The sequence below is a fragment of the Vibrio sp. QJM3NY_27 genome (genome assembly GCF_057785955.1).
In genome coordinates this window covers 2,358,399-2,377,098 of record NZ_CM173511.1, presented here as the reverse complement: position 1 = coordinate 2,377,098, position 18,700 = coordinate 2,358,399, and the positions used below count along the sequence as shown (strand labels likewise).

General features: G+C 43.0%; 14 protein-coding genes. 7 read left to right on the top strand and 7 right to left on the bottom strand.

The features are described from left to right. Positions 1–70 precede the first annotated feature (70 nt). On the bottom strand, positions 71–2,146 hold the full coding sequence (gene dinG / locus AC3CIA_RS10525) for an ATP-dependent DNA helicase DinG (protein WP_488518095.1): 2,076 nt from the start codon (positions 2,144–2,146) through the stop codon (positions 71–73). A 516-nt stretch (positions 2,147–2,662) separates the two neighbouring features. Between dinG and AC3CIA_RS10520 the strand changes: the two genes are divergently transcribed. Next, entirely contained in the window at positions 2,663–3,670 is a 1,008-nt protein-coding gene (locus AC3CIA_RS10520) for a porin family protein (RefSeq protein ID WP_017083949.1), read from the top strand. Positions 3,671–3,805: 135 nt separating this feature from the next. Here the strand turns inward: AC3CIA_RS10520 and AC3CIA_RS10515 are convergent, their stop codons facing one another. Further along, a complete protein-coding gene (locus tag AC3CIA_RS10515) occupies positions 3,806–4,534 on the bottom strand; it encodes a pseudouridine synthase (RefSeq protein WP_488518094.1) in 729 nt (242 codons plus the stop codon). Positions 4,535–4,855: 321 nt separating this feature from the next. Here AC3CIA_RS10515 and AC3CIA_RS10510 point away from each other — a divergent pair, with 321 nt between their 5' ends. Beyond that, entirely contained in the window at positions 4,856–7,081 is a 2,226-nt protein-coding gene (locus tag AC3CIA_RS10510) for an NADP-dependent isocitrate dehydrogenase (RefSeq protein ID WP_488518093.1), read from the top strand. Between the two features lie 372 nt (positions 7,082–7,453). Here the strand turns inward: AC3CIA_RS10510 and cspD are convergent, their stop codons facing one another. Next, positions 7,454–7,675 (bottom strand): cold shock domain-containing protein CspD, encoded by a 222-nt coding sequence (cspD, locus tag AC3CIA_RS10505; RefSeq protein ID WP_004736548.1) that lies wholly within the window; start codon positions 7,673–7,675, stop codon positions 7,454–7,456. A 586-nt stretch (positions 7,676–8,261) separates the two neighbouring features. Between cspD and clpS the strand changes: the two genes are divergently transcribed. Then, positions 8,262–8,582, top strand: coding sequence for an ATP-dependent Clp protease adapter ClpS (clpS, locus tag AC3CIA_RS10500; RefSeq protein WP_004736549.1), 321 nt, complete (start codon positions 8,262–8,264; stop codon positions 8,580–8,582). Positions 8,583–8,621: 39 nt separating this feature from the next. Beyond that, positions 8,622–10,895, top strand: coding sequence for an ATP-dependent Clp protease ATP-binding subunit ClpA (gene clpA, locus AC3CIA_RS10495; protein ID WP_004736550.1), 2,274 nt, complete (start codon positions 8,622–8,624; stop codon positions 10,893–10,895). Between the two features lie 385 nt (positions 10,896–11,280). Here clpA and infA read toward each other — a convergent pair whose 3' ends face one another. The 3 genes from infA to aat form a co-directional block, all read right to left on the bottom strand. Continuing rightward, on the bottom strand, positions 11,281–11,499 hold the full coding sequence (gene infA, locus AC3CIA_RS10490) for a translation initiation factor IF-1 (RefSeq protein ID WP_001040192.1): 219 nt from the start codon (positions 11,497–11,499) through the stop codon (positions 11,281–11,283). A gap of 81 nt (positions 11,500–11,580) precedes the next feature. Beyond that, positions 11,581–12,279 carry an arginyltransferase gene (locus AC3CIA_RS10485; protein WP_004736551.1) on the bottom strand — a complete coding sequence of 233 codons (699 nt, stop codon included), beginning with the start codon at positions 12,277–12,279 and terminating at the stop codon, positions 11,581–11,583. Then, positions 12,276–12,989: a leucyl/phenylalanyl-tRNA--protein transferase gene (gene aat / locus AC3CIA_RS10480; protein ID WP_017078161.1), complete on the bottom strand. Its 714-nt coding sequence runs from the start codon at positions 12,987–12,989 to the stop codon at positions 12,276–12,278. Before aat ends, AC3CIA_RS10485 begins: the two co-directional genes overlap by 4 nt. A 53-nt stretch (positions 12,990–13,042) precedes the next feature. Between aat and AC3CIA_RS10475 the strand changes: the two genes are divergently transcribed. Continuing rightward, positions 13,043–13,498 (top strand): outer membrane lipoprotein, encoded by a 456-nt coding sequence (locus AC3CIA_RS10475; protein ID WP_004736438.1) that lies wholly within the window; start codon positions 13,043–13,045, stop codon positions 13,496–13,498. A 162-nt stretch (positions 13,499–13,660) separates the two neighbouring features. Beyond that, entirely contained in the window at positions 13,661–14,941 is a 1,281-nt protein-coding gene (gene aroA, locus AC3CIA_RS10470; RefSeq protein ID WP_488518092.1) for a 3-phosphoshikimate 1-carboxyvinyltransferase, read from the top strand. Positions 14,942–15,003: 62 nt separating this feature from the next. Here the strand turns inward: aroA and AC3CIA_RS10465 are convergent, their stop codons facing one another. Continuing rightward, positions 15,004–15,249 carry a YciN family protein gene (locus tag AC3CIA_RS10465; RefSeq protein ID WP_004736440.1) on the bottom strand — a complete coding sequence of 82 codons (246 nt, stop codon included), beginning with the start codon at positions 15,247–15,249 and terminating at the stop codon, positions 15,004–15,006. A gap of 439 nt (positions 15,250–15,688) precedes the next feature. On the opposite strand from AC3CIA_RS10465, the gene topA reads away from it, so the two are divergent. Further along, positions 15,689–18,319, top strand: a complete 2,631-nt coding sequence (topA, locus tag AC3CIA_RS10460; RefSeq protein WP_054547284.1) for a type I DNA topoisomerase — start codon at positions 15,689–15,691, stop codon at positions 18,317–18,319. Positions 18,320–18,700: the final 381 nt, after the last annotated feature.

The following is an 18,700-nucleotide window of genomic DNA, read 5'->3' as shown; positions in this document are numbered from 1 at the left end:
TTAGTCATGTTGGGTTGTGAATGCAAGGGCCTAGCGATGACAGGCCCATAACTACCTGAGGGCAGTAAAATTAGTATTTTATTGTTCTTTTAAAAGGCGGTAGCGAATCGAGTAGGGATTTCCCGTATCGCTTCGTAACTATGCGCCTATCAAGGATCGTGACTCTACCAGAATCTCGTTCTTTACGCAGCAATCTACCCACAGATTGAATAAGCTTTTTACTCGCTTCTGGAACAGTAATCTGCATAAAAGGATTACCGCCGCGTGATTCAATATATTCTGAATGTGCTCGCTCTACAGGAGAGGTAGGAACACCAAAAGGAATCTTGGTAATAACGAGGTTTTCAAGTAGCTCACCAGGTAGATCAAGACCTTCAGAAAAGCTACCCGTTCCAAAAAGGACGCTGGTTTTACCTTGATCTATCAGCTTTTTATGTTTTTTTAGGATTTCGGTTCGTGAAGTATCACCTTGAACCTGCAATGCCCACGACTTTTTAACGAAATCTGTTGCCAAAGCTTCTGCAACTTTATTCATTTGCCAATAAGAAGAGAATAAAACGAGATTGGCTTTGTTGTCTTCTATTACCTTAGGCAATATTTCAATAAGATATTCATTAAACTGAGGTGCTTGCGGTTCGTACTTCATTGCAGGAACAACCAGTTCAGCTTGGTTCTGATAATCAAACGGCGATGCCAAAGCAAGAAATTGTACACCGTCTTCAGCTTTTTGACTGATACCAGCTTGATGGCAGAAAAAGTTGAAGGAGTTGAGTGCTCTCATTGTCGCAGAGACGAGTACTGCACCAACACAACGACTCCAGATCTGTTGGTCCAGTTGCCAACCAACCTCTAGTGGCGAAACATTCACAACGAAATCGCCTTCACTTTCTTTATTCAGTTCAAGCCAACGCGCTAAAGGCGCACCTTTTTCGCGTTTAGGTTCAGCCATTAAACGCCAAACTTGGGCAAGGTTCTCTGTCCTTTGTATATAGAAGCCAATTTCTGCAAGCGCAGGCTCCGCCAGTTTTGCTGAAAGCTCTCCGTCTTTAACTCGTTCTGCAATCAGGTCTGCAATCTTCGCAACGGCTTGGCTCGCCTTTTGTGTGAGTTGCTTGAGATCTTTAGATTCATTCTCTAGCCAATCAGGTAAGTCGCCATGCTCGAAGCGATACAAGCCGTCTTCAAAGTGGCTAGCATCAAACTGTTTGCTCATTTGAGTAAGAGTAGGAATCAGCTGTTGTACAGAATCCTGCAATTCATTTCTGAATCGACCCACGCGCTTTTCATCCGCCAAGCCCGAAAGCTTGGTGATTGATTGATTCAAACGCTCTAACCATGAAGCGGCACCCTTTAAGCTCGCGGCTGCAGAAGAGTGATCTCTCGCTACGTGTGGTAAGTGGTGAGCCTCGTCAAATATATAGATGCTATTTTCTGGTTCGGGCAGTATCACGCCGCCACCAAGGTCGGCATCAGCCATCACTAAACTGTGATTGGCGATAATCACGTCTGCTTTATCCAGCTCCGAGCGTGCTTTTTGGAAAGGGCAGTCTCGATGAGTCGGCATACTGTTGTTACAGCTGTGCTTATCACTGACGATCATTTGCCAAATTATATTGTCGATTGGTTTAGGCCATGAGTCACGATCCCCGTCCCATTTACCTTGAGCCAAACTACGATACATAGTTTGAAGCTGCTCGATGTCTTTCTTCTTTGGCTTAGATTCGAACATCGCCATTTGTCCACCATCAACCCCACAAGCAGCGGCTAACTTCTCGGAGCAACAATAACGCTGTCTTCCTTTCGCTAATATAAAAGAAAACTCTCTATCAGTAAGTCTTCTATATAAAGGGAGATCTTTATTGACGAGTTGTTCTTGTAAGGCAACCGTAGCTGTCGAAATGATGATTTTTCGATTATTTAGCACAGCGACAGGAATCGTTGCCATGAGATAGGCGAGTGATTTCCCGATTCCTGTTCCCGCCTCGGCAACAATCATACGATTACTTTTGTGGTATTGACCACAAAGTGTCTTAGCTATTTCTGCAACTAGGTAATTTTGAGCACGTCGAGGTACAAAGTTGTCCAACTGATCTTGGAGGTTTTGATAACTGGTGCGAATGGATTTTTGAATTTTAGTAGTTAGCATACTGTGACCTACATAACGGAGCGAGGATAGTAGCACATATCACTAGTCGGTACATTTGCGGCGAAATAGCTTGCTTTTGAATCAAAGGTAGATCTTGTTCACAAAAAAAAACTGAACCATCAGGAACTTAACGATTTTATTTATGTTGTGAAATATAAATATTAAAAAAGACTGGCTTGTAGGTGTTAAATTCTAATTTGTTGTTTGTTTGTTGGTTTATCTAGCTTAAAGTTCTGTTATGTTCTTTTTTTATATTATTATATTTCCTGATAAAACTAAGGATAAGTTACTCGTAAAACAATGAAAAAAAATGTAAGTCTTTGATTGTTATTGGTTTGTGTTTTTTTTAGATATGTTTTTAGTTTATTTGACACGCAGGATAATCTTTTGCAATCTAGACCTCGAAATTTAGTGACGGTGATTAACCAACAAAGAGTGGTAATGACCAGTCGCAAAAAATAAAAAAAGGGAACCGGGCAAGGATCTCCCATTCTTAGAAAAGGCAGTGGATTTATTATGAAAAAGACTCTATTAGCGCTAACAATCGCAGCAGCTTCAACTTCAGCTTTCGCGAACGTAGGCCTAGGCAACGCAAAACCAACATTTGAATTTGACCCAATGCACAAAGAACAGTTCTCTGTTTCTGGTTCACTTGGTCTTGGTGGTTACTACGATACTAAAACTAACGCTATGTATGATGACTGGGCAACAGCTCTTACTCTAGCAGTTAGCTACAAAAACAACCGCCTAGTTGGTTACTTCGAAACTGATTTCGAACTTAACTGGACAACTGACGAAAACGACAACGGCTTCGGCGTTAAAAACGAATTCGGTACTGACGTTGATAAAGCATGGTTAGGTTTTGACACTGGTGTTGGTGTTGCATCTTTCGGTTGGGAAAACGATACTGCTCTTGATAAAGTTGATGGCGCTGGCGACATGACTTACGAGTTCGGTTCTTCTGCTGGTGATGCTTCTGATGCATTCAACGTAGTTAAGTTCCAAGGCGCTACTTCAGGTTTCGCTTACGGTATCTCTTACTTCGAAACTGATGACGACCACTCTGCTGCTGATAAAGGCGTGAACGGTTACGTTGGTTTTGAAAGCGAAGTAGTAAATGTTTACGGTGGTTACGAAACTCGTGACGAAGCTGATTACCAAGTTTACTCTGTATCTGGTAACTCTAAAGTTGGTGAGCTAGACCTAGGTGTTAACTTCTGGATTAACGATGGTTCAGACGACAAAACAGCTACTAAGAACACTACTAATCTAGAAACAGTTGGCTACTACCTATCTGCCGGTTACCCAGTAACTGAGCAACTAACTCTTGCCGCTGGTTACAACGCTAACTCTACTACTGAAGATGGCAAAGCTGACAAAGACATCTCTCGCGTAAACGTTGCTGCAATGTACACACTTAACGACCGCGTAGATATGGGTATCGATATCCTACAAGACATCGATGCTGGTAAAGGCAACGACGAAGAAACTTACATTTTCGCAGCTGCATTCTACAGCTTCTAATAGTTACTTAATCAGTAATTGTTAAATGTTGATAAAAGCCAGTCTTGTGACTGGCTTTTTTGTGTCTAAAATTTATCAATGCATATAAAAAGACCGTTACGTGAGCGGCCAGTCATTTGATTAAAGTGGTGCATTTTAAATCTCTTTCCACTCACCAGGCTGAAGTTGCCCCACGTTCATGTTGCCCATTGAATAGCGAATAAGGCGCAGGGTAGGGAAGCCGATATTTGCTGTCATTCGTCTTACCTGACGGTTACGCCCTTCAATGATAGTAATCGCTAACCATGTTGTCGGTATTGCGGCTCTGAAACGCACTGGAGGGGTTCTTTCCCACACAATAGGTTCAGACATCACCTCAACCTGAGCAGGCAGTGTCATGCCGTCTTTTAGCTCCACGCCTTTTCTCAATTTATCTAAATCTTCCTCAGAAGGTGCGCCTTCAACCTGCACCCAGTAAGTCTTTGGTGATTTTGAGTTTGGTTGAGTTAACTTAGCTTGGAAGATGCCATCATTGGTCAAGACCATTAACCCTTCGCTGTCGCGATCAAGTCGACCTGCCGCGTAAACATCTTTAACCGGAATAAAGTCGGCTAGTGTTTTCCTGCCTTCGCCATCAGTGAACTGGCTGAGAGTATCGAAAGGCTTGTTGAACAAAATGACTTTGCGATCTTCGATTGCCACCTTAGGTTTCACGTTGGTAGGTTTGCTTTTATATCGGTGCTTACTCGAGTGCGATTTTTTATGCGAACTACCCGTGTTATTTTTATCACTGCTTCGGTTTTGTCTATTACCGCTTTGTTTTAATGTTGCACCAGCACGAGCTGGTTTGTCTGAACGAGATACGCTGTGTGAGCGAGTAGACATGTTAACTACCTTGCAAAAATGTAAACGAAGTGTGCTGAAAAGTTTTCACTGAAACGGAATTGAGCTATCATTTGCGCGCCTAAAAGACACAAAATAGAACAAGTTGATGGACTCTTAAGCCTGATTTGTTTAATTATACCTTCGTGTTTTATTATAACAACGCACTCACGGATTTGGTTCATGCTGTCATCAAGATTGCATGAAAAATAAGATAGAGTACGACTATCGAGTAAGCAGTTTTCACTCTTTGAGTGGCTTACTGGTCAATTTATAACATGCTCAATACTTTAAATGAGCTTGTAAGAACTATAGGGAAATTTCATGCCTACTGAAAAACCAACGATCATCTATACCATTACAGACGAAGCTCCGGCGCTAGCAACTTACTCTCTGCTGCCAATTATTCAATCTTTTACAGCTTCTTCTGGTATTAACGTTGATACTCGCGACATTTCACTTGCAGGGCGTATTATTGCCAACTTCCCTGACTATTTGAACGAAGAGCAACGTATTGGTGATGCATTAGCAGAACTAGGTGAATTGGCTAAGACACCAGAAGCGAACATTATCAAGCTTCCAAACATCTCTGCATCTGTACCTCAGCTTCAAGTAACGATCAAAGAGCTACAGTCAAAAGGTTACGCACTTCCTAATTACCCAGAAGAAGCAAACACTGACGAAGAGAAAGCCGTTAAAGCGACTTACGATAAAATCAAAGGTAGTGCAGTAAACCCTGTACTACGTGAAGGTAACTCGGATCGCCGTGCTCCACTTTCTGTTAAGAACTATGCGAAGAAGAACCCACACTCAATGGGCGCATGGTCTGCAGATTCTAAGTCGCACGTTTCAAGTATGGACGACAAAGACTTCTTCGGTAGCGAAAAGTCAGTAACGATTGAAGGTGCTACAGAAGTGAGCATCGAATTTGTTGGCAAAGATGGCGCGAAGAAAACACTGAAGCCAGCTTTTGCACTGCAAGATAAAGAGATCATTGATGCGTCAGTGATGAACAAAGCTGCTTTGGTTGCGTTCTTTGAGAAAGAAATCGCATCGGCTAAAGAGCAAGGTGTACTGCTTTCTCTTCACATGAAAGCGACGATGATGAAAGTGTCTGACCCAGTGATTTTTGGTCATGCGGTTAAGGTTTACTACAAAGACGTGTTCGCTAAGCACGGTCAACTGTTCAATGAGTTAGGTGTTGACGTAAATAACGGCATCGGCGATGTATACGCAAAAATCGCTGTACTTCCTCAAGATCAGAAACAGGCAATCGAAGCTGACCTACAAGCAGTATACGAAACTCAGCCTCCACTAGCGATGGTTGACTCAGACCGTGGCATTACTAACCTACATGTTCCAAGTGACATCATTGTTGATGCATCGATGCCTGCAATGTTACGTTCTTCAGGTCAAATGTGGGATCCAGAAGGTAAGCAAAAAGACACGAAAGCAATGATTCCAGATCGTAGCTACGCGAGCATCTACCAAGCGGTTATTGATTTCTGTAAAGAGAACGGTGCTTTCGACCCTACAACGATGGGCAGTGTACCAAACGTTGGCCTAATGGCTCAAAAAGCGGAAGAGTACGGTTCTCACGATAAGACTTTCATCCTTGAAGCTGCTGGTCAGGTTCAAGTTGTAGACGCTTCAGGTTCAGTGCTTCTTGAGCAAGACGTAGAGGAAGGTGATATCTTCCGTATGTGTCAGGTTAAAGATGCACCAATTCAAGATTGGGTTAAGCTAGCGGTTACTCGTGCTCGTGCATCGGGTGTTCCTGCGATATTTTGGCTAGACGCGTCTCGCGCACATGACGCTCAGCTTATTGAGAAAGTAGAAGCTTACCTTCCTGAATACGATACTAATGGTCTTGAAATTAAGATCCTTGCTCCACTTGAAGCAACTCAATATTCATTGGTTCGTATCAAAGAAGGTCTAGATACTATTTCTGTTACAGGTAACGTATTACGTGACTACCTAACGGATTTATTCCCAATTCTAGAGCTTGGTACGTCAGCTAAAATGCTATCGATTGTTCCACTAATGAACGGTGGCGGTCTGTTTGAAACCGGTGCTGGCGGTTCTGCTCCTAAACACGTGCAACAAGTAGAGAAAGAGAACCACCTGCGTTGGGATTCTTTAGGTGAATTCTTGGCATTAGCGGCATCTCTAGAGCACCTAAGCGTAGTCACTGGCAATGCTAAGGCACAAGTTCTAGCTGACGCGCTTGATAAAGCAACGGGCGAGTTCCTAGAAAAAAACAAATCTCCTTCACGTCGAGTAGGTGAGCTTGATAACCGTGGTAGCCATTACTACCTAGCAGCATACTGGGCTAAAGCGCTTGCTGAGCAAACGGTTGACGCTGACCTTGCTGCTGAGTTTGCAGGTGTGGCAAGTCAATTGGCTGAAAGTGAAGAAGCTATCGTTGCTGAGCTAAACAACGCTCAAGGTCCAGCAGGCGATTTAGGTGGTTATTACCTACTTGATGATGCATTGGTTTCATCACTAATGCGTCCAAGTTCAACACTGAACGCATTCATTGACGCATAGTGATTAGACTCACCGTTAGCAAATTATGGTCATGATTTACTAACGAGTTGCTTGGTCTGACAGTTAGATCGTAGACCAATACAAAACGAAAGACGCTTTAACGATAACGTTAAAGCGTCTTTTTTTATTCATAATGCTTTCCTAGACCTAGACCTAGACCTAGACCTAGACCTAGACCTAGACCTAGACCCAGAAGTACCTTGGGGGCAAACACCCTCGAGCGAATTGTACTGTGAGCAACGTTATAGCTTCTAGATCGAAAAACCGCTCATTTAATCCTGTATTAGGGGTATCAAATGAGCGGTTTCAATATTCTGCTTACCTGTCAGCCGTAATTACGACTGATGGAGGTCAACATGATTTGGCCATCGCCTATTTAGCGGCGCTGCCTTCTACAGGAACAACAGAGCTAGCGTGCGAGCCTTTAGGTCCACTTTCTACTTCATAGTCGACCTGCTGACCTGCCTTTAAGGTTCGATAACCTTCCATCTGTATTGTGGAGTAGTGCGCGAAAATATCGCCGTCTTCACCTTCTGGACAAATAAAGCCAAACCCTTTGGCATTGTTAAACCATTTTACTGTACCTGTAGCCATGCTATACATCCCTCATGCATTTTGTTACTAACGTTGTTATATCAATTGTTGTAAGTGCGATTGATATCATTCCTACCAACTAAAGAATTTCAGCTGATAGCTTGAATCTCATACATTGCTTACGGAAATTAACGCTACCCTGCGTAATTATTCCTTATTGTTCATTCTTAACGCGTATTACTCGATTTTGAATCTTGTTATAAAGTTGTATCAGAAAAACCTTTTAGCTCCAATGTAGCTAATGATTGAGCGCAGTCAATAGTAAATTGGTATAAAAGTGATCAATTTTAATAACAAATCACATTCGAGATTAACTGCAAACTATTAACTAAATAGTAACTTAGCGGTAATCTTATCGTTAGCATCAATAGTTATGGTGTCTTTTTAATCAATCACATATGTTAATCCTGTTAATAGAGATCTTTTATTTGCAGCGATGGAAATGGTGGATTAGGCTCAGTATAGAGGAATATTTTTTGGTACTGTTTCTCGGTGCAGTTTCTTAGTACACCGTAATGCGTGAATGTGGTAAATTTGAATGACGTAACACTCACGACTTCCGAAAAATAACTCTTAGCAAAGCGATATGAGCAGAAACTTTGAATGGGCATCTCCAGGCTCAGATTTACTGGAGAAAGAAGAGACAAAAGTAAAGCCACCGGCGATGTATAACGTTGTATTGAATAACGATGACTACACGCCTATGGACTTTGTAATCGAGATCCTAGAGCGATTCTTCTCACTAGATATCGAACAAGCAACGGAAGTGATGCTCAAGGTTCATTATGAAGGTAAAGCTATATGCGGCACATACAGTGCTGAAATAGCGGAAACAAAGGTAGCGCAAGTAAAGATGTACTCAAAGGAAAATGAGCATCCGCTACTATGTACAATGGAGCAAGTATAAATTGCTCGAACAACACTGTTGTTCCCTTAGGAGGTACTTATGCTAAATAAAGAATTAGAGACGAGTTTAAATGGTGCATTTGCTCGTGCGCGAGACAAGCGACATGAATTCATGACTGTCGAACACCTCCTACTAGCATTATTAGAAAATGATGCGGCCAAGGAAGCGCTCCAAGCTTGTCAGGCTGATCTCGATGCTCTTCGCAATGAGCTCGATATTTTTATCGATCAAACAACCCCACTTATCCCAGAAAGTGACGAGACTCGTGAGACTCAGCCTACACTGAGCTTCCAACGAGTACTTCAACGCGCTGTTTTTCATGTTCAGTCTTCAGGTCGTAGCGAAGTTACAGGTGCAAATGTACTTGTGGCTATTTTCAGTGAGCAAGAATCTCACGCGGCATATTTACTCAAGAAAAACGATATTAGCCGCTTAGATATCGTTAACTTTATTTCTCATGGCATTACCAAAGCCAGTAACGAAGGTGATAGTTCATCACCGTCTGATTCATTTGGTGGCGCAGAGAATGCAGAAGAAGCTAACTCTGAAGATCGTCTAGAAAATTTTGCAACTAACCTTAACGAAGTGGCGAAACAAGGTAATATCGACCCGCTTATCGGGCGTGATAAAGAGCTTGAGCGTACGGTTCAAGTTCTATGTCGTCGTCGTAAAAACAACCCTTTGTTAGTGGGTGAAGCGGGTGTGGGTAAGACCGCAATCGCAGAAGGTCTTGCATGGCGTATTGTTGAAGGTCAAGTACCTGAAATCATTCAGAGTAGTGTGATTTATTCTTTAGATATTGGTTCACTTCTAGCTGGGACCAAATACCGTGGTGACTTTGAGAAACGTTTTAAAGCGATTCTTAAGCAACTAGAGAAAGAAGAAGACGCAATCCTATTCATTGATGAGATCCACACCATTATTGGTGCAGGTGCAGCATCGGGTGGTCAGGTTGATGCGGCAAACTTAATTAAGCCACTACTAAGCAGCGGTAAATTACGTTGCATCGGCTCAACGACATACCAAGAGTACAGCAGCATTTTTGAGAAGGAGCGTGCTTTAGCTCGTCGCTTCCAGAAAATTGATATTATTGAACCATCGTTAGATGACACAACTAAGATTCTGATCGGTTTGAAGCCAAAATACGAAGCTCACCACGAAGTGCGTTACACCAACAAAGCGTTGCGTGCCGCTGTGGAGCTGTCAGCTAAATACATTAATGAACGTCACCTTCCAGATAAGGCTATTGACGTGATTGATGAAGCCGGCGCTCGTAGTCGTTTGGCACCAGCAAGCCGTCGTAAGAAAACGGTAAGCGTGGCTGATATTGAGTCAATGGTCGCGAAAATGGCTCGTATTCCTGAGAAGTCAGTATCATCTTCAGACAAAGATACGTTACAGAAACTGGATGACCGCATGAAAATGTTGGTATTCGGACAAGACCCAGCGATCGATGTATTGAGTGAAGCGATTAAGCTGACTCGTGCAGGATTGGGTGCAGACAATAAACCTGTTGGTTCATTCCTATTCGCTGGTCCTACTGGTGTAGGTAAAACAGAGGTGACTGTACAGCTGTCTAAGTTGATGGGTATTGAACTGTTGCGCTTTGACATGTCTGAGTACGGTGAGCGTCACTCTGTGAGCCGTTTGATCGGTGCTCCTCCTGGTTATGTTGGTTATGACCAAGGTGGTCTACTCACTGATGCTGTAATCAAGAATCCACACTCTGTTGTGTTACTTGATGAGATAGAGAAGGCTCACCCAGATATCTTTAACTTGCTACTACAGGTGATGGACAACGGTACGCTAACTGACAACAATGGTCGTAAAGCGGATTTCCGTAACGTGATCCTTGTGATGACGACCAATGCTGGTGTTGCTGAAACTGAGAAGAAATCGATCGGTTTGATCCAACAAGATCATGCGCCAGACGCGATGGGTGAAATCAAAAAGGTATTTACACCAGAGTTCCGTAACCGTCTTGATAATGTCATTTGGTTCAACAGCCTTGATCCAAGTGTGATTAACCAAGTTGTCGACAAGTTCATTGTTGAGCTTCAGGTTCAACTGGACGCTCGAGGCGTGTCTTTAGAAGTTTCTGAGGATGCTCGTCATTGGTTAGCTGAAAGAGGTTATGACAAGACTATGGGTGCGCGTCCTATGGGACGAGTGATTCAAGAGAAGCTTAAAAAACCTCTTGCTAATGAGTTGCTGTTTGGTAGTTTGGTTGACGGCGGTACGGTTAAAGTATCCCTGATTAAGGACGATCTAGATTTCATCTATGTTGGTGCTAAAGAAGAGGTTATGCATTAAGCCTATTTCTTAACTGCTTAAGCTGTTGCTGACGGCTTATTGAGAGCTCGGTACAGCTAATCACGATAATAAACGCATGACTTCGGTTGTGCGTTTTTTTTAGTTATAGAGTAGCTGAAACAAAGAGAAAGCTGTGGATTGGGTTGTGGCACTGTTTGACTATAAACCGTTTATGCTGGCTAACCTACGCATATACAAACAGCGATTGGTGACACTGTTATTGGTGATACAGTTATTAGGAAGTGTATTGCAGGGGAATGTTACGAGATACTGAAGGTATTGTTGGGGCTCTTGGAGAGCTAACCAGGTGTTTCTTTAGTATTTGTTTGGTCGATAAAAAACGGAGCATCAAGCTCCGCTTCTTATCGTATTCGGTAATTAAAAATTAACGAGCACGGAAGACGATGCGGCCTTTAGAAAGGTCGTATGGAGTCATCTCAACAGTTACTTTATCACCAGTAAGAATACGGATGTAGTTTTTACGCATTTTACCAGAGATGTGTGCTGTCACTACGTGACCGTTTTCAAGCTCAACACGGAACATCGTGTTTGGTAGAGTATCAAGGACAGTGCCTTGCATCTCGATTACGTCTTCTTTAGCCATCTAATCCTCTTTCGAAATTTGGCGGTTTTCAACGGCTTGATTGTGCCGTTAAAATCAAAATATGTAAAGTTGTCGCGTATTCTACCCTTGCCACCGCTGATTTACTAGCCTTTGATGACGTTGAAATCGTACTTTATAGTTCATCGCAGGACATTCATCGATTTGATAACCCAAATATAACCACTGTTTCTGTTCTTTCTGGGCGTGCTGGATTTGAAACAGAACACCTAGTGTTCCCATAGAGATGTCGATATCAGGATCGAAGAAGGTATAAAATGCGCTTGTGCAGTGAGACATCACATCAGTGACGGCGATGCCGACTAACTGGCTATCATCATAGATGTGCATGAACTTTGTGGCAAGCCATTCATTTTTAGAGAATTGTAGAAACTCTTCTTTTTTTGGGGGATACATGGTTCCGGAACGGTGACGAGCGGTTATATAGCGACTATATAAGTCAAACCAGTTGTCATCCATCTCGTCTTTCAATTCCCAACGTAGTGATTTGGCTTTGTTGAGGATTCGTCGTTGGCTTTTGGAAAACTTGACTTCGGGAATCGAGAGGCGAATAGCTTGGCACGCAGAGCAATTATCGCAATGTGGCTTATAAATGGTCGCTCCACTGCGGCGAAATCCGTTGGCGAGCAGGACTTCATAATTATCTGAAGTATGCATGTGCTCATCAAGCGTGACCGCCACTCTTTCTTGAAGATGTGGCAGGTAGCTGCAAGCATGGTTATCGGTCAATCCAATTCTGATTTGTTGTAAATCTGAACTCATGAAGGCGTTCCCTCTAGCCATTGTGATTTAAAACATCCATCGCTAAGTTGATTTTCTTTAAGTATTTTCAAAGCACTAAGGAACTCATCTCTTTCTACTTCGATAGCGCCCAAGGATTCCAAATGAGGGTTCATGACTTGGCAATCGATGAGCTTTCCTCCGAATCGTGTAAAGTGTTCACAAAAGTACCAAAGTGCAATTTTAGACGCATTGGTCTTCAGACTAAACATCGATTCACCACAAAAGACTTGGCCTCTTTGTAAACCGTAAAGTCCGCCGATAAGCTCGTCTCCTTGCCAAACCTCAACGGAGTGGCAGAAGCCTAATGAAGAAAGTTCGCGGTACGCTGACTGCATGTCACCGTTTAGCCAAGTTTCTTCTTCGGGTCTTAGCGAGGAGCAGTAGCCAATCACTTTGTCTGTCGCTTGGTTGATGCTGACACGGTAATTATGCTTTCTTTGAAACTTTTTAAGACTTTTTGACGGTTCGAATGTCTTAGGATTAAATACCGCTCGTGGTGCTGGGCTCCACCAAAGTATAGGCTCCCCTGGGCCGTACCATGGAAATATACCTTGGCTATAAGCGTTTAAAATTCGCATGGGTGACAAATCACCACCGAAGGCGAGCAGACCGTTAGGTTCATCAAGCGCGTCGAAAGGCGAAGGAAACTCTATACTAGTAGTATCAAGTTCGGTTAAGTATATAGTCATAAGTACCGCGTTACAGATTAATCACTGACCAAGAGGTCTTTAGGAGTTTTACCATGAAAAAGTTGCTTTGGATTTTACTTGTTTTGCCCATGTTGGCAAATGCAGCTTACAACAGAAACCAAGCTCGACCAGTCAATGAGGTCGTTTATGGTGAGATTGACACAGTCAGATACATTACCCAACAAGAGATCGTAGAGTCGAAAGCGAATGGTTGGGAAACCTTGTTAGGTGCGGCTATTGGTGGCTTGATTGGTAATCAATTTGGTGGCGGTACCGGCAAAGAGGTAGCAACGGCCGTCGGTGCTGTGGCGGGCGCCGGGATTGCTCGTAATCGAGGTAACACACAATACAAAGTGGAATATAAGCTCGTCGAATTATTGGTTAAAACTAAAGATGACAAGTTGGTTAACATCATTCAAGACGTCGATAACTCGATGTTGTTTAACCGAGGTGATGATGTGCGAATTCTCTATTTTTCAGACGGTGTCCGAGTTGATCTCGTGTACTAGTATGTAAATGTGTTTGGTTGGCTAATTAATCGCCTTTATCGAGGGGATTAGCTCTGGAGTTCATTGGAAAAGTTCGTTAGTCTGCAAGTACGAAGAATTATTCATCACCCGAAAATAAATACGCGCCAGTGACTTCGGGTGGTACAAGGACTATAAGATTTAATGGAAAGCCTTACGTTACAACCAATTCAAAAAGTGAGCGGGGAAGTTAACCTACCTGGCTCAAAAAGTGTTTCCAACCGTGCGCTTCTTTTGGCTGCACTTTCAACTGGAACCACGCGCCTAACAAACTTACTAGACAGTGATGATATTCGCCATATGCTGAATGCTTTGACGCAACTAGGTGTTGATTATCAGCTGTCTGCAGATAAAACCGTCTGTGAAGTGACGGGTGTGGGTGGTGCATTCTCAAGTGACAAAGCCCTAGAGCTTTTCTTAGGCAATGCGGGTACGGCGATGCGCCCGCTGGCTGCTGCACTTTGTTTGGGGCGTGGTGAATATGTTCTGACTGGCGAGCCTCGCATGAAAGAGCGACCAATCGGTCACTTAGTGACTGCACTGCAAGAAGCCGGCGCCGACGTTGAATACCTAGAAAACGAAAATTACCCACCATTGAAGATCACGGGTACTGGCCTTAAAAGCGGTACGGTTTCAATCGATGGTTCTATCTCTAGCCAATTTTTGACGGCATTTTTGATGGCTGCGCCTTTAGCTGAAGGTGAGGTAACAATCGAAATTGAGGGTGAATTGGTTTCTAAACCTTACATCGATATCACGCTACACATTATGAAACAATTTGGTGTGGATGTGATCAACAACGATTACCAAGAGTTCGTAATTCCGACTGGGCAATCTTACTCAGCACCGGGGGATTTCTTGGTTGAGGGTGATGCATCATCTGCGTCATACTTCCTTGCTGCCGCAGCGATTAAAGGCGGTGAGATTAAAGTAACGGGTATTGGTAAAAATAGTATCCAAGGTGATATCCAATTTGCTGATGCGCTTGAGAAAATGGGTGCAGAAATCGAATGGGGTGACGACTACGTGATCTCTCGTTGTGGTGAGCTGAAAGGCATCGATATGGACTATAACCATATCCCAGATGCAGCGATGACTATCGCAACGACAGCTTTGTTTGCTAAAGGAACAACGGCAATCCGTAATGTTTACAACTGGCGTGTGAAAGAGACCGATCGCTTAGCGGCTATGGCCACAGAGCTTCGTAAAGTTGGCGCAGAGGTCGAAGAAGGTGAAGATTACATCATCGTTAACCCTGTTGCTCAACTGACACATGCGGCGATCGATACCTATGATGATCACCGTATGGCGATGTGTTTCTCGCTGGTTGCCTTGAGCGATACTCCTGTGACAATTAATGATCCAGGTTGTACTTCAAAGACTTTCCCTGACTACTTCGACAAGCTGAAAATGCTGAGTCAATAAAAATGCTAAGCATGTAAAGGTCCAGGAAGTAAAAAAGCTTGCCTAAATGGCAAGCTTTTTCGTTATTGTTGAAGCGTAAATTCTTTTGAAAGATGGTGCGCTAAGTATTTAAACATGTTAAATACTGCGGTTGTATTCTCTGTCGGCATTCCATTGCTGTCTAAGAAGTATTCACCTTTGAAGATGAGGACATCGTCTTTTTCTACTACGCTGTTTGCGCGCATGCCTTCAATGTAGTCATCATGTGATTGGATAATTTGGTTTGCGATAAGCAGTAAATCAAATTCTGCTATTACTTTCTTTGTCATGAGTTTATCTCTGATAACTGAATATAACGTTGAGTTTATGGTGTCGAACTAGAAATTCAATGATTTCACAACCGATTAAGAGAGTCTTTTCAAACATCCACAATTTATTTTGTGATTTACGGCAAAAATAATTGAATGGGGCTCGCGTTAGATTCGCGGACAAGCTTAGTATGAGCCCGTTTAGACGTAATGCCTGATGAATAGGCTCTTGCAAGTATTCTTAGTGAGTACTTTATAGCTTCTTTATATTGTGCCCCTTTTCTCTATGAGTCGTCGAATTGTCGAGCGATCAGATCCAATTTTGAAAAAAGCGGTTGATCTTCTAGTAATCTCGCACAATAGTAAAAAAAGAAGCAATGAATTTAGAATATCATGCGTAAAAGCCCACAAGCTAAATTGTTGGTGCTGAAGCATCGTGATTAAGGACGTTAGAGTCAATATGGGTAAATCGCTCGTTATAGTGGAGTCGCCAGCCAAGGCTAAAACTATCAATAAATATCTTGGCAAAGACTTTGTCGTTAAGTCGAGTGTAGGTCACGTACGTGATTTACCAACGGCGGGTCAAAGTACTGGTCAAAAGGCTGCTGCAGTTTCAACCAAGGGTATGAGCCCAGAAGATAAAGCTCGTATCAAGAAAGAAAAAGATCGCAAAGCTCTCATTAAAAAGATGGGTATCAACCCATATCAAGAGTGGGAAGCGAACTACCAAATTTTACCTGGCAAAGAAAAAGTCGTTGCTGAATTGCAAAAACTGGCTGAGAACGCAGACCATGTTTATCTCGCAACCGATTTGGACCGCGAAGGAGAAGCTATCGCATGGCACCTTCGTGAGATCATCGGTGGTGATGAAACGCGATACAAGCGAGTGGTTTTTAACGAAATCACTAAAAATGCTATTCAACAAGCTTTTGAAACTCCAGGTGAGCTAAACATTGATGGCGTAAACGCACAACAAGCACGACGTTTTATGGACCGTGTTGTTGGCTTTATGGTGTCACCACTGCTTTGGAAGAAAGTAGCACGAGGCCTATCCGCTGGCCGTGTTCAATCAGTCGCTGTAAAACTACTGGTTGAGCGCGAGCGCGAGATCAACGCTTTTATCCCCGAAGAGTTCTGGGATGTGCATGCTGATACCAAAACAGCAGAGAAAACAGATTTCAGACTGCAAGTCGCTCAGAAAGACGGTGTTGCGTTTAAACCTGATAATGAAGCGCAAACACAAGCTGCAGTTAGCGTTTTAGAAAAAGCGCAATACGAAGTATGTAAACGTGAAGACCGCCCTACTAAGAGTAAGCCGTCTGCACCTTACATCACGTCTACGTTGCAACAAGCGGCGAGTACGCGTCTTGGTTACGGCGTGAAGAAAACCATGATGTTGGCTCAACGTTTGTATGAAGCGGGTTACATCACTTATATGCGTACTGACTCAACCAACTTGAGTTCAGAAGCTGTAGAAGCCGCTCGTGAATACATTGGTTCTGAGTACGGCGCGCAATATCTTCCACCTAAAGCACTTGTATACGGTAGCAAAGAGGGCGCTCAAGAGGCCCACGAAGCGATTCGTCCTTCAAGTGTAGATGTTAAGTCGGAAGACCTAAACGGCGTAGACGCAGACGCACACAAGCTTTACTCGCTGATTTGGAATCAATTTGTTGCATGTCAAATGACACCTGCGCAATACGATTCAACGACGGTAAGCGTTAAAGCTGATGAGTACACGTTAAAAGCGAAAGGCCGTATTCTTAAGTTTGATGGTTGGACTCGCGTTCAACGTCCAATGGGCAAAAATGAAGATACTATTCTTCCTGCTGTACAGGTTGGTGAAAAGCTAGACTTAATCGCACTCGACCCTAAACAGCACTTCACTAAGCCACCAGCACGTTTCACTGAAGCTGCGCTAGTTAAAGAGCTTGAGAAGCGCGGTATTGGTCGTCCTTCAACTTACGCATCAATCATCTCGACGATTCAAGATCGCGGTTATGTAAAAGTTGAACAGCGCCGTTTCTATGCTGAGAAAATGGGTGAAATTGTTACTGACCGTCTAGATGGCAGTTTCAATGATCTAATGAACTATGACTTTACTGCTCGTATGGAGCAGAAGTTAGACCAAATTGCAGAAGGCGAAGCAAGCTGGAAAGGCGTGCTAGATAACTTCTTCGAAGACTTTACTGGCGATTTGGAAAAAGCGGATTTAGACGAAGACGCTGGTGGCATGAAGCCAAATCATATCGTAGAAACCGATATTGAGTGTCCAACTTGTAGCCGTAAAATGGGTATTCGTACGGCTTCGACAGGCGTATTCCTAGGTTGTTCTGGTTATGCACTTCCACCAAAAGAGCGTTGTAAGACAACAATCAACCTTGGTGATGAAGAAGGTATTATCAACGTTCTTGAAGAAGACGTTGAAACAGCAGCACTTCGAGCGAAAAAGCGTTGTCCTATTTGTGAAACGGCAATGGATGCTTATCTGATTGATGATAAGCGTAAGATGCACGTGTGTGGTAACAACCCTAACTGTGAAGGTTATGTGGTTGAACATGGCGAATTCAAAGTCAAAGGCTACGATGGTCCACTTGTTGAGTGTGACAAATGTGGTTCTGACATGGTTCTGAAGAACGGTCGTTTCGGTAAATACATGGACTGTACGAGTGAAGATTGTAAGAACACTCGTAAGATTCTGAGAAATGGCGAAGTGGCGCCACCTAAAGAAGACCCAGTGCATTTCCCTGAACTTCCATGTGAAAACTCAGATGCGTACTTCGTACTTCGTGACGGTGCTTCTGGTCTATTTATGGCAGCGAGCAACTTTCCTAAATCACGTGAAACACGTGCGCCATTAGTGGAAGAGCTGGTGCGTTTTAAAGACCGTATTTCACCTAAATTCCAATACCTGACATCAGCACCAGTTGCTGATCCTGATGGCAAGCCGACAGTCGTTCGTTTTAGTCGTAAGACAAAAGAGAACTACGTTCGTACTGAAGCGGATGGCAAACCATCTGGTTGGACTGCGTTGTACATCGATGGTAAGTGGGAAATTACGGATAAACGTAAAAAGCCTAAAGAGAAGTAACTGAACGTTATTTGAAAAAAAGCAGCCATTAGGCTGTTTTTTTTTGACCAAATACGACTAATTATGCAACTGGTTGATTTGCTGTGTCGATTGCGATAATTTATTAAATTCACAGGGTAAAATAAATGGAGATGATTAATTATATCTTCTTATGCAACTTTAACGAGAATGTAACTTAATTCAAATATTGTAACTCAAAGATCAGTGTTTAGTTGTATACCTGATGTGTGACGGGTGTTAATGTAATGTTTCGCCCGCACGGTGTAGTGTGAGCTGCTTTAAGTCTTAGGAAAGCAATCAGCTTACATAGCACAGAATGGCGTATTAAAAATTGAAATCGACCGAAAAGTCGATAACGTATATAAAACCAAGTGCAAAGAA

What these genes read in the sequence shown, in the direction of transcription:
- dinG (WP_488518095.1), bottom strand. Translation starts at nt 2,146, where the DNA reads ATGCTAACTACTAAAATTCAAAAATCCATTCGCACCAGTTATCAAAAC.
- AC3CIA_RS10520 (WP_017083949.1), top strand. Translation starts at nt 2,663, where the DNA reads ATGAAAAAGACTCTATTAGCGCTAACAATCGCAGCAGCTTCAACTTCA.
- AC3CIA_RS10515 (WP_488518094.1), bottom strand. Translation starts at nt 4,534, where the DNA reads ATGTCTACTCGCTCACACAGCGTATCTCGTTCAGACAAACCAGCTCGT.
- AC3CIA_RS10510 (WP_488518093.1), top strand. Translation starts at nt 4,856, where the DNA reads ATGCCTACTGAAAAACCAACGATCATCTATACCATTACAGACGAAGCT.
- cspD (WP_004736548.1), bottom strand. Translation starts at nt 7,675, where the DNA reads ATGGCTACAGGTACAGTAAAATGGTTTAACAATGCCAAAGGGTTTGGC.
- clpS (WP_004736549.1), top strand. Translation starts at nt 8,262, where the DNA reads ATGAGCAGAAACTTTGAATGGGCATCTCCAGGCTCAGATTTACTGGAG.
- clpA (WP_004736550.1), top strand. Translation starts at nt 8,622, where the DNA reads ATGCTAAATAAAGAATTAGAGACGAGTTTAAATGGTGCATTTGCTCGT.
- infA (WP_001040192.1), bottom strand. Translation starts at nt 11,499, where the DNA reads ATGGCTAAAGAAGACGTAATCGAGATGCAAGGCACTGTCCTTGATACT.
- AC3CIA_RS10485 (WP_004736551.1), bottom strand. Translation starts at nt 12,279, where the DNA reads ATGAGTTCAGATTTACAACAAATCAGAATTGGATTGACCGATAACCAT.
- aat (WP_017078161.1), bottom strand. Translation starts at nt 12,989, where the DNA reads ATGACTATATACTTAACCGAACTTGATACTACTAGTATAGAGTTTCCT.
- AC3CIA_RS10475 (WP_004736438.1), top strand. Translation starts at nt 13,043, where the DNA reads ATGAAAAAGTTGCTTTGGATTTTACTTGTTTTGCCCATGTTGGCAAAT.
- aroA (WP_488518092.1), top strand. Translation starts at nt 13,661, where the DNA reads ATGGAAAGCCTTACGTTACAACCAATTCAAAAAGTGAGCGGGGAAGTT.
- AC3CIA_RS10465 (WP_004736440.1), bottom strand. Translation starts at nt 15,249, where the DNA reads ATGACAAAGAAAGTAATAGCAGAATTTGATTTACTGCTTATCGCAAAC.
- topA (WP_054547284.1), top strand. Translation starts at nt 15,689, where the DNA reads ATGGGTAAATCGCTCGTTATAGTGGAGTCGCCAGCCAAGGCTAAAACT.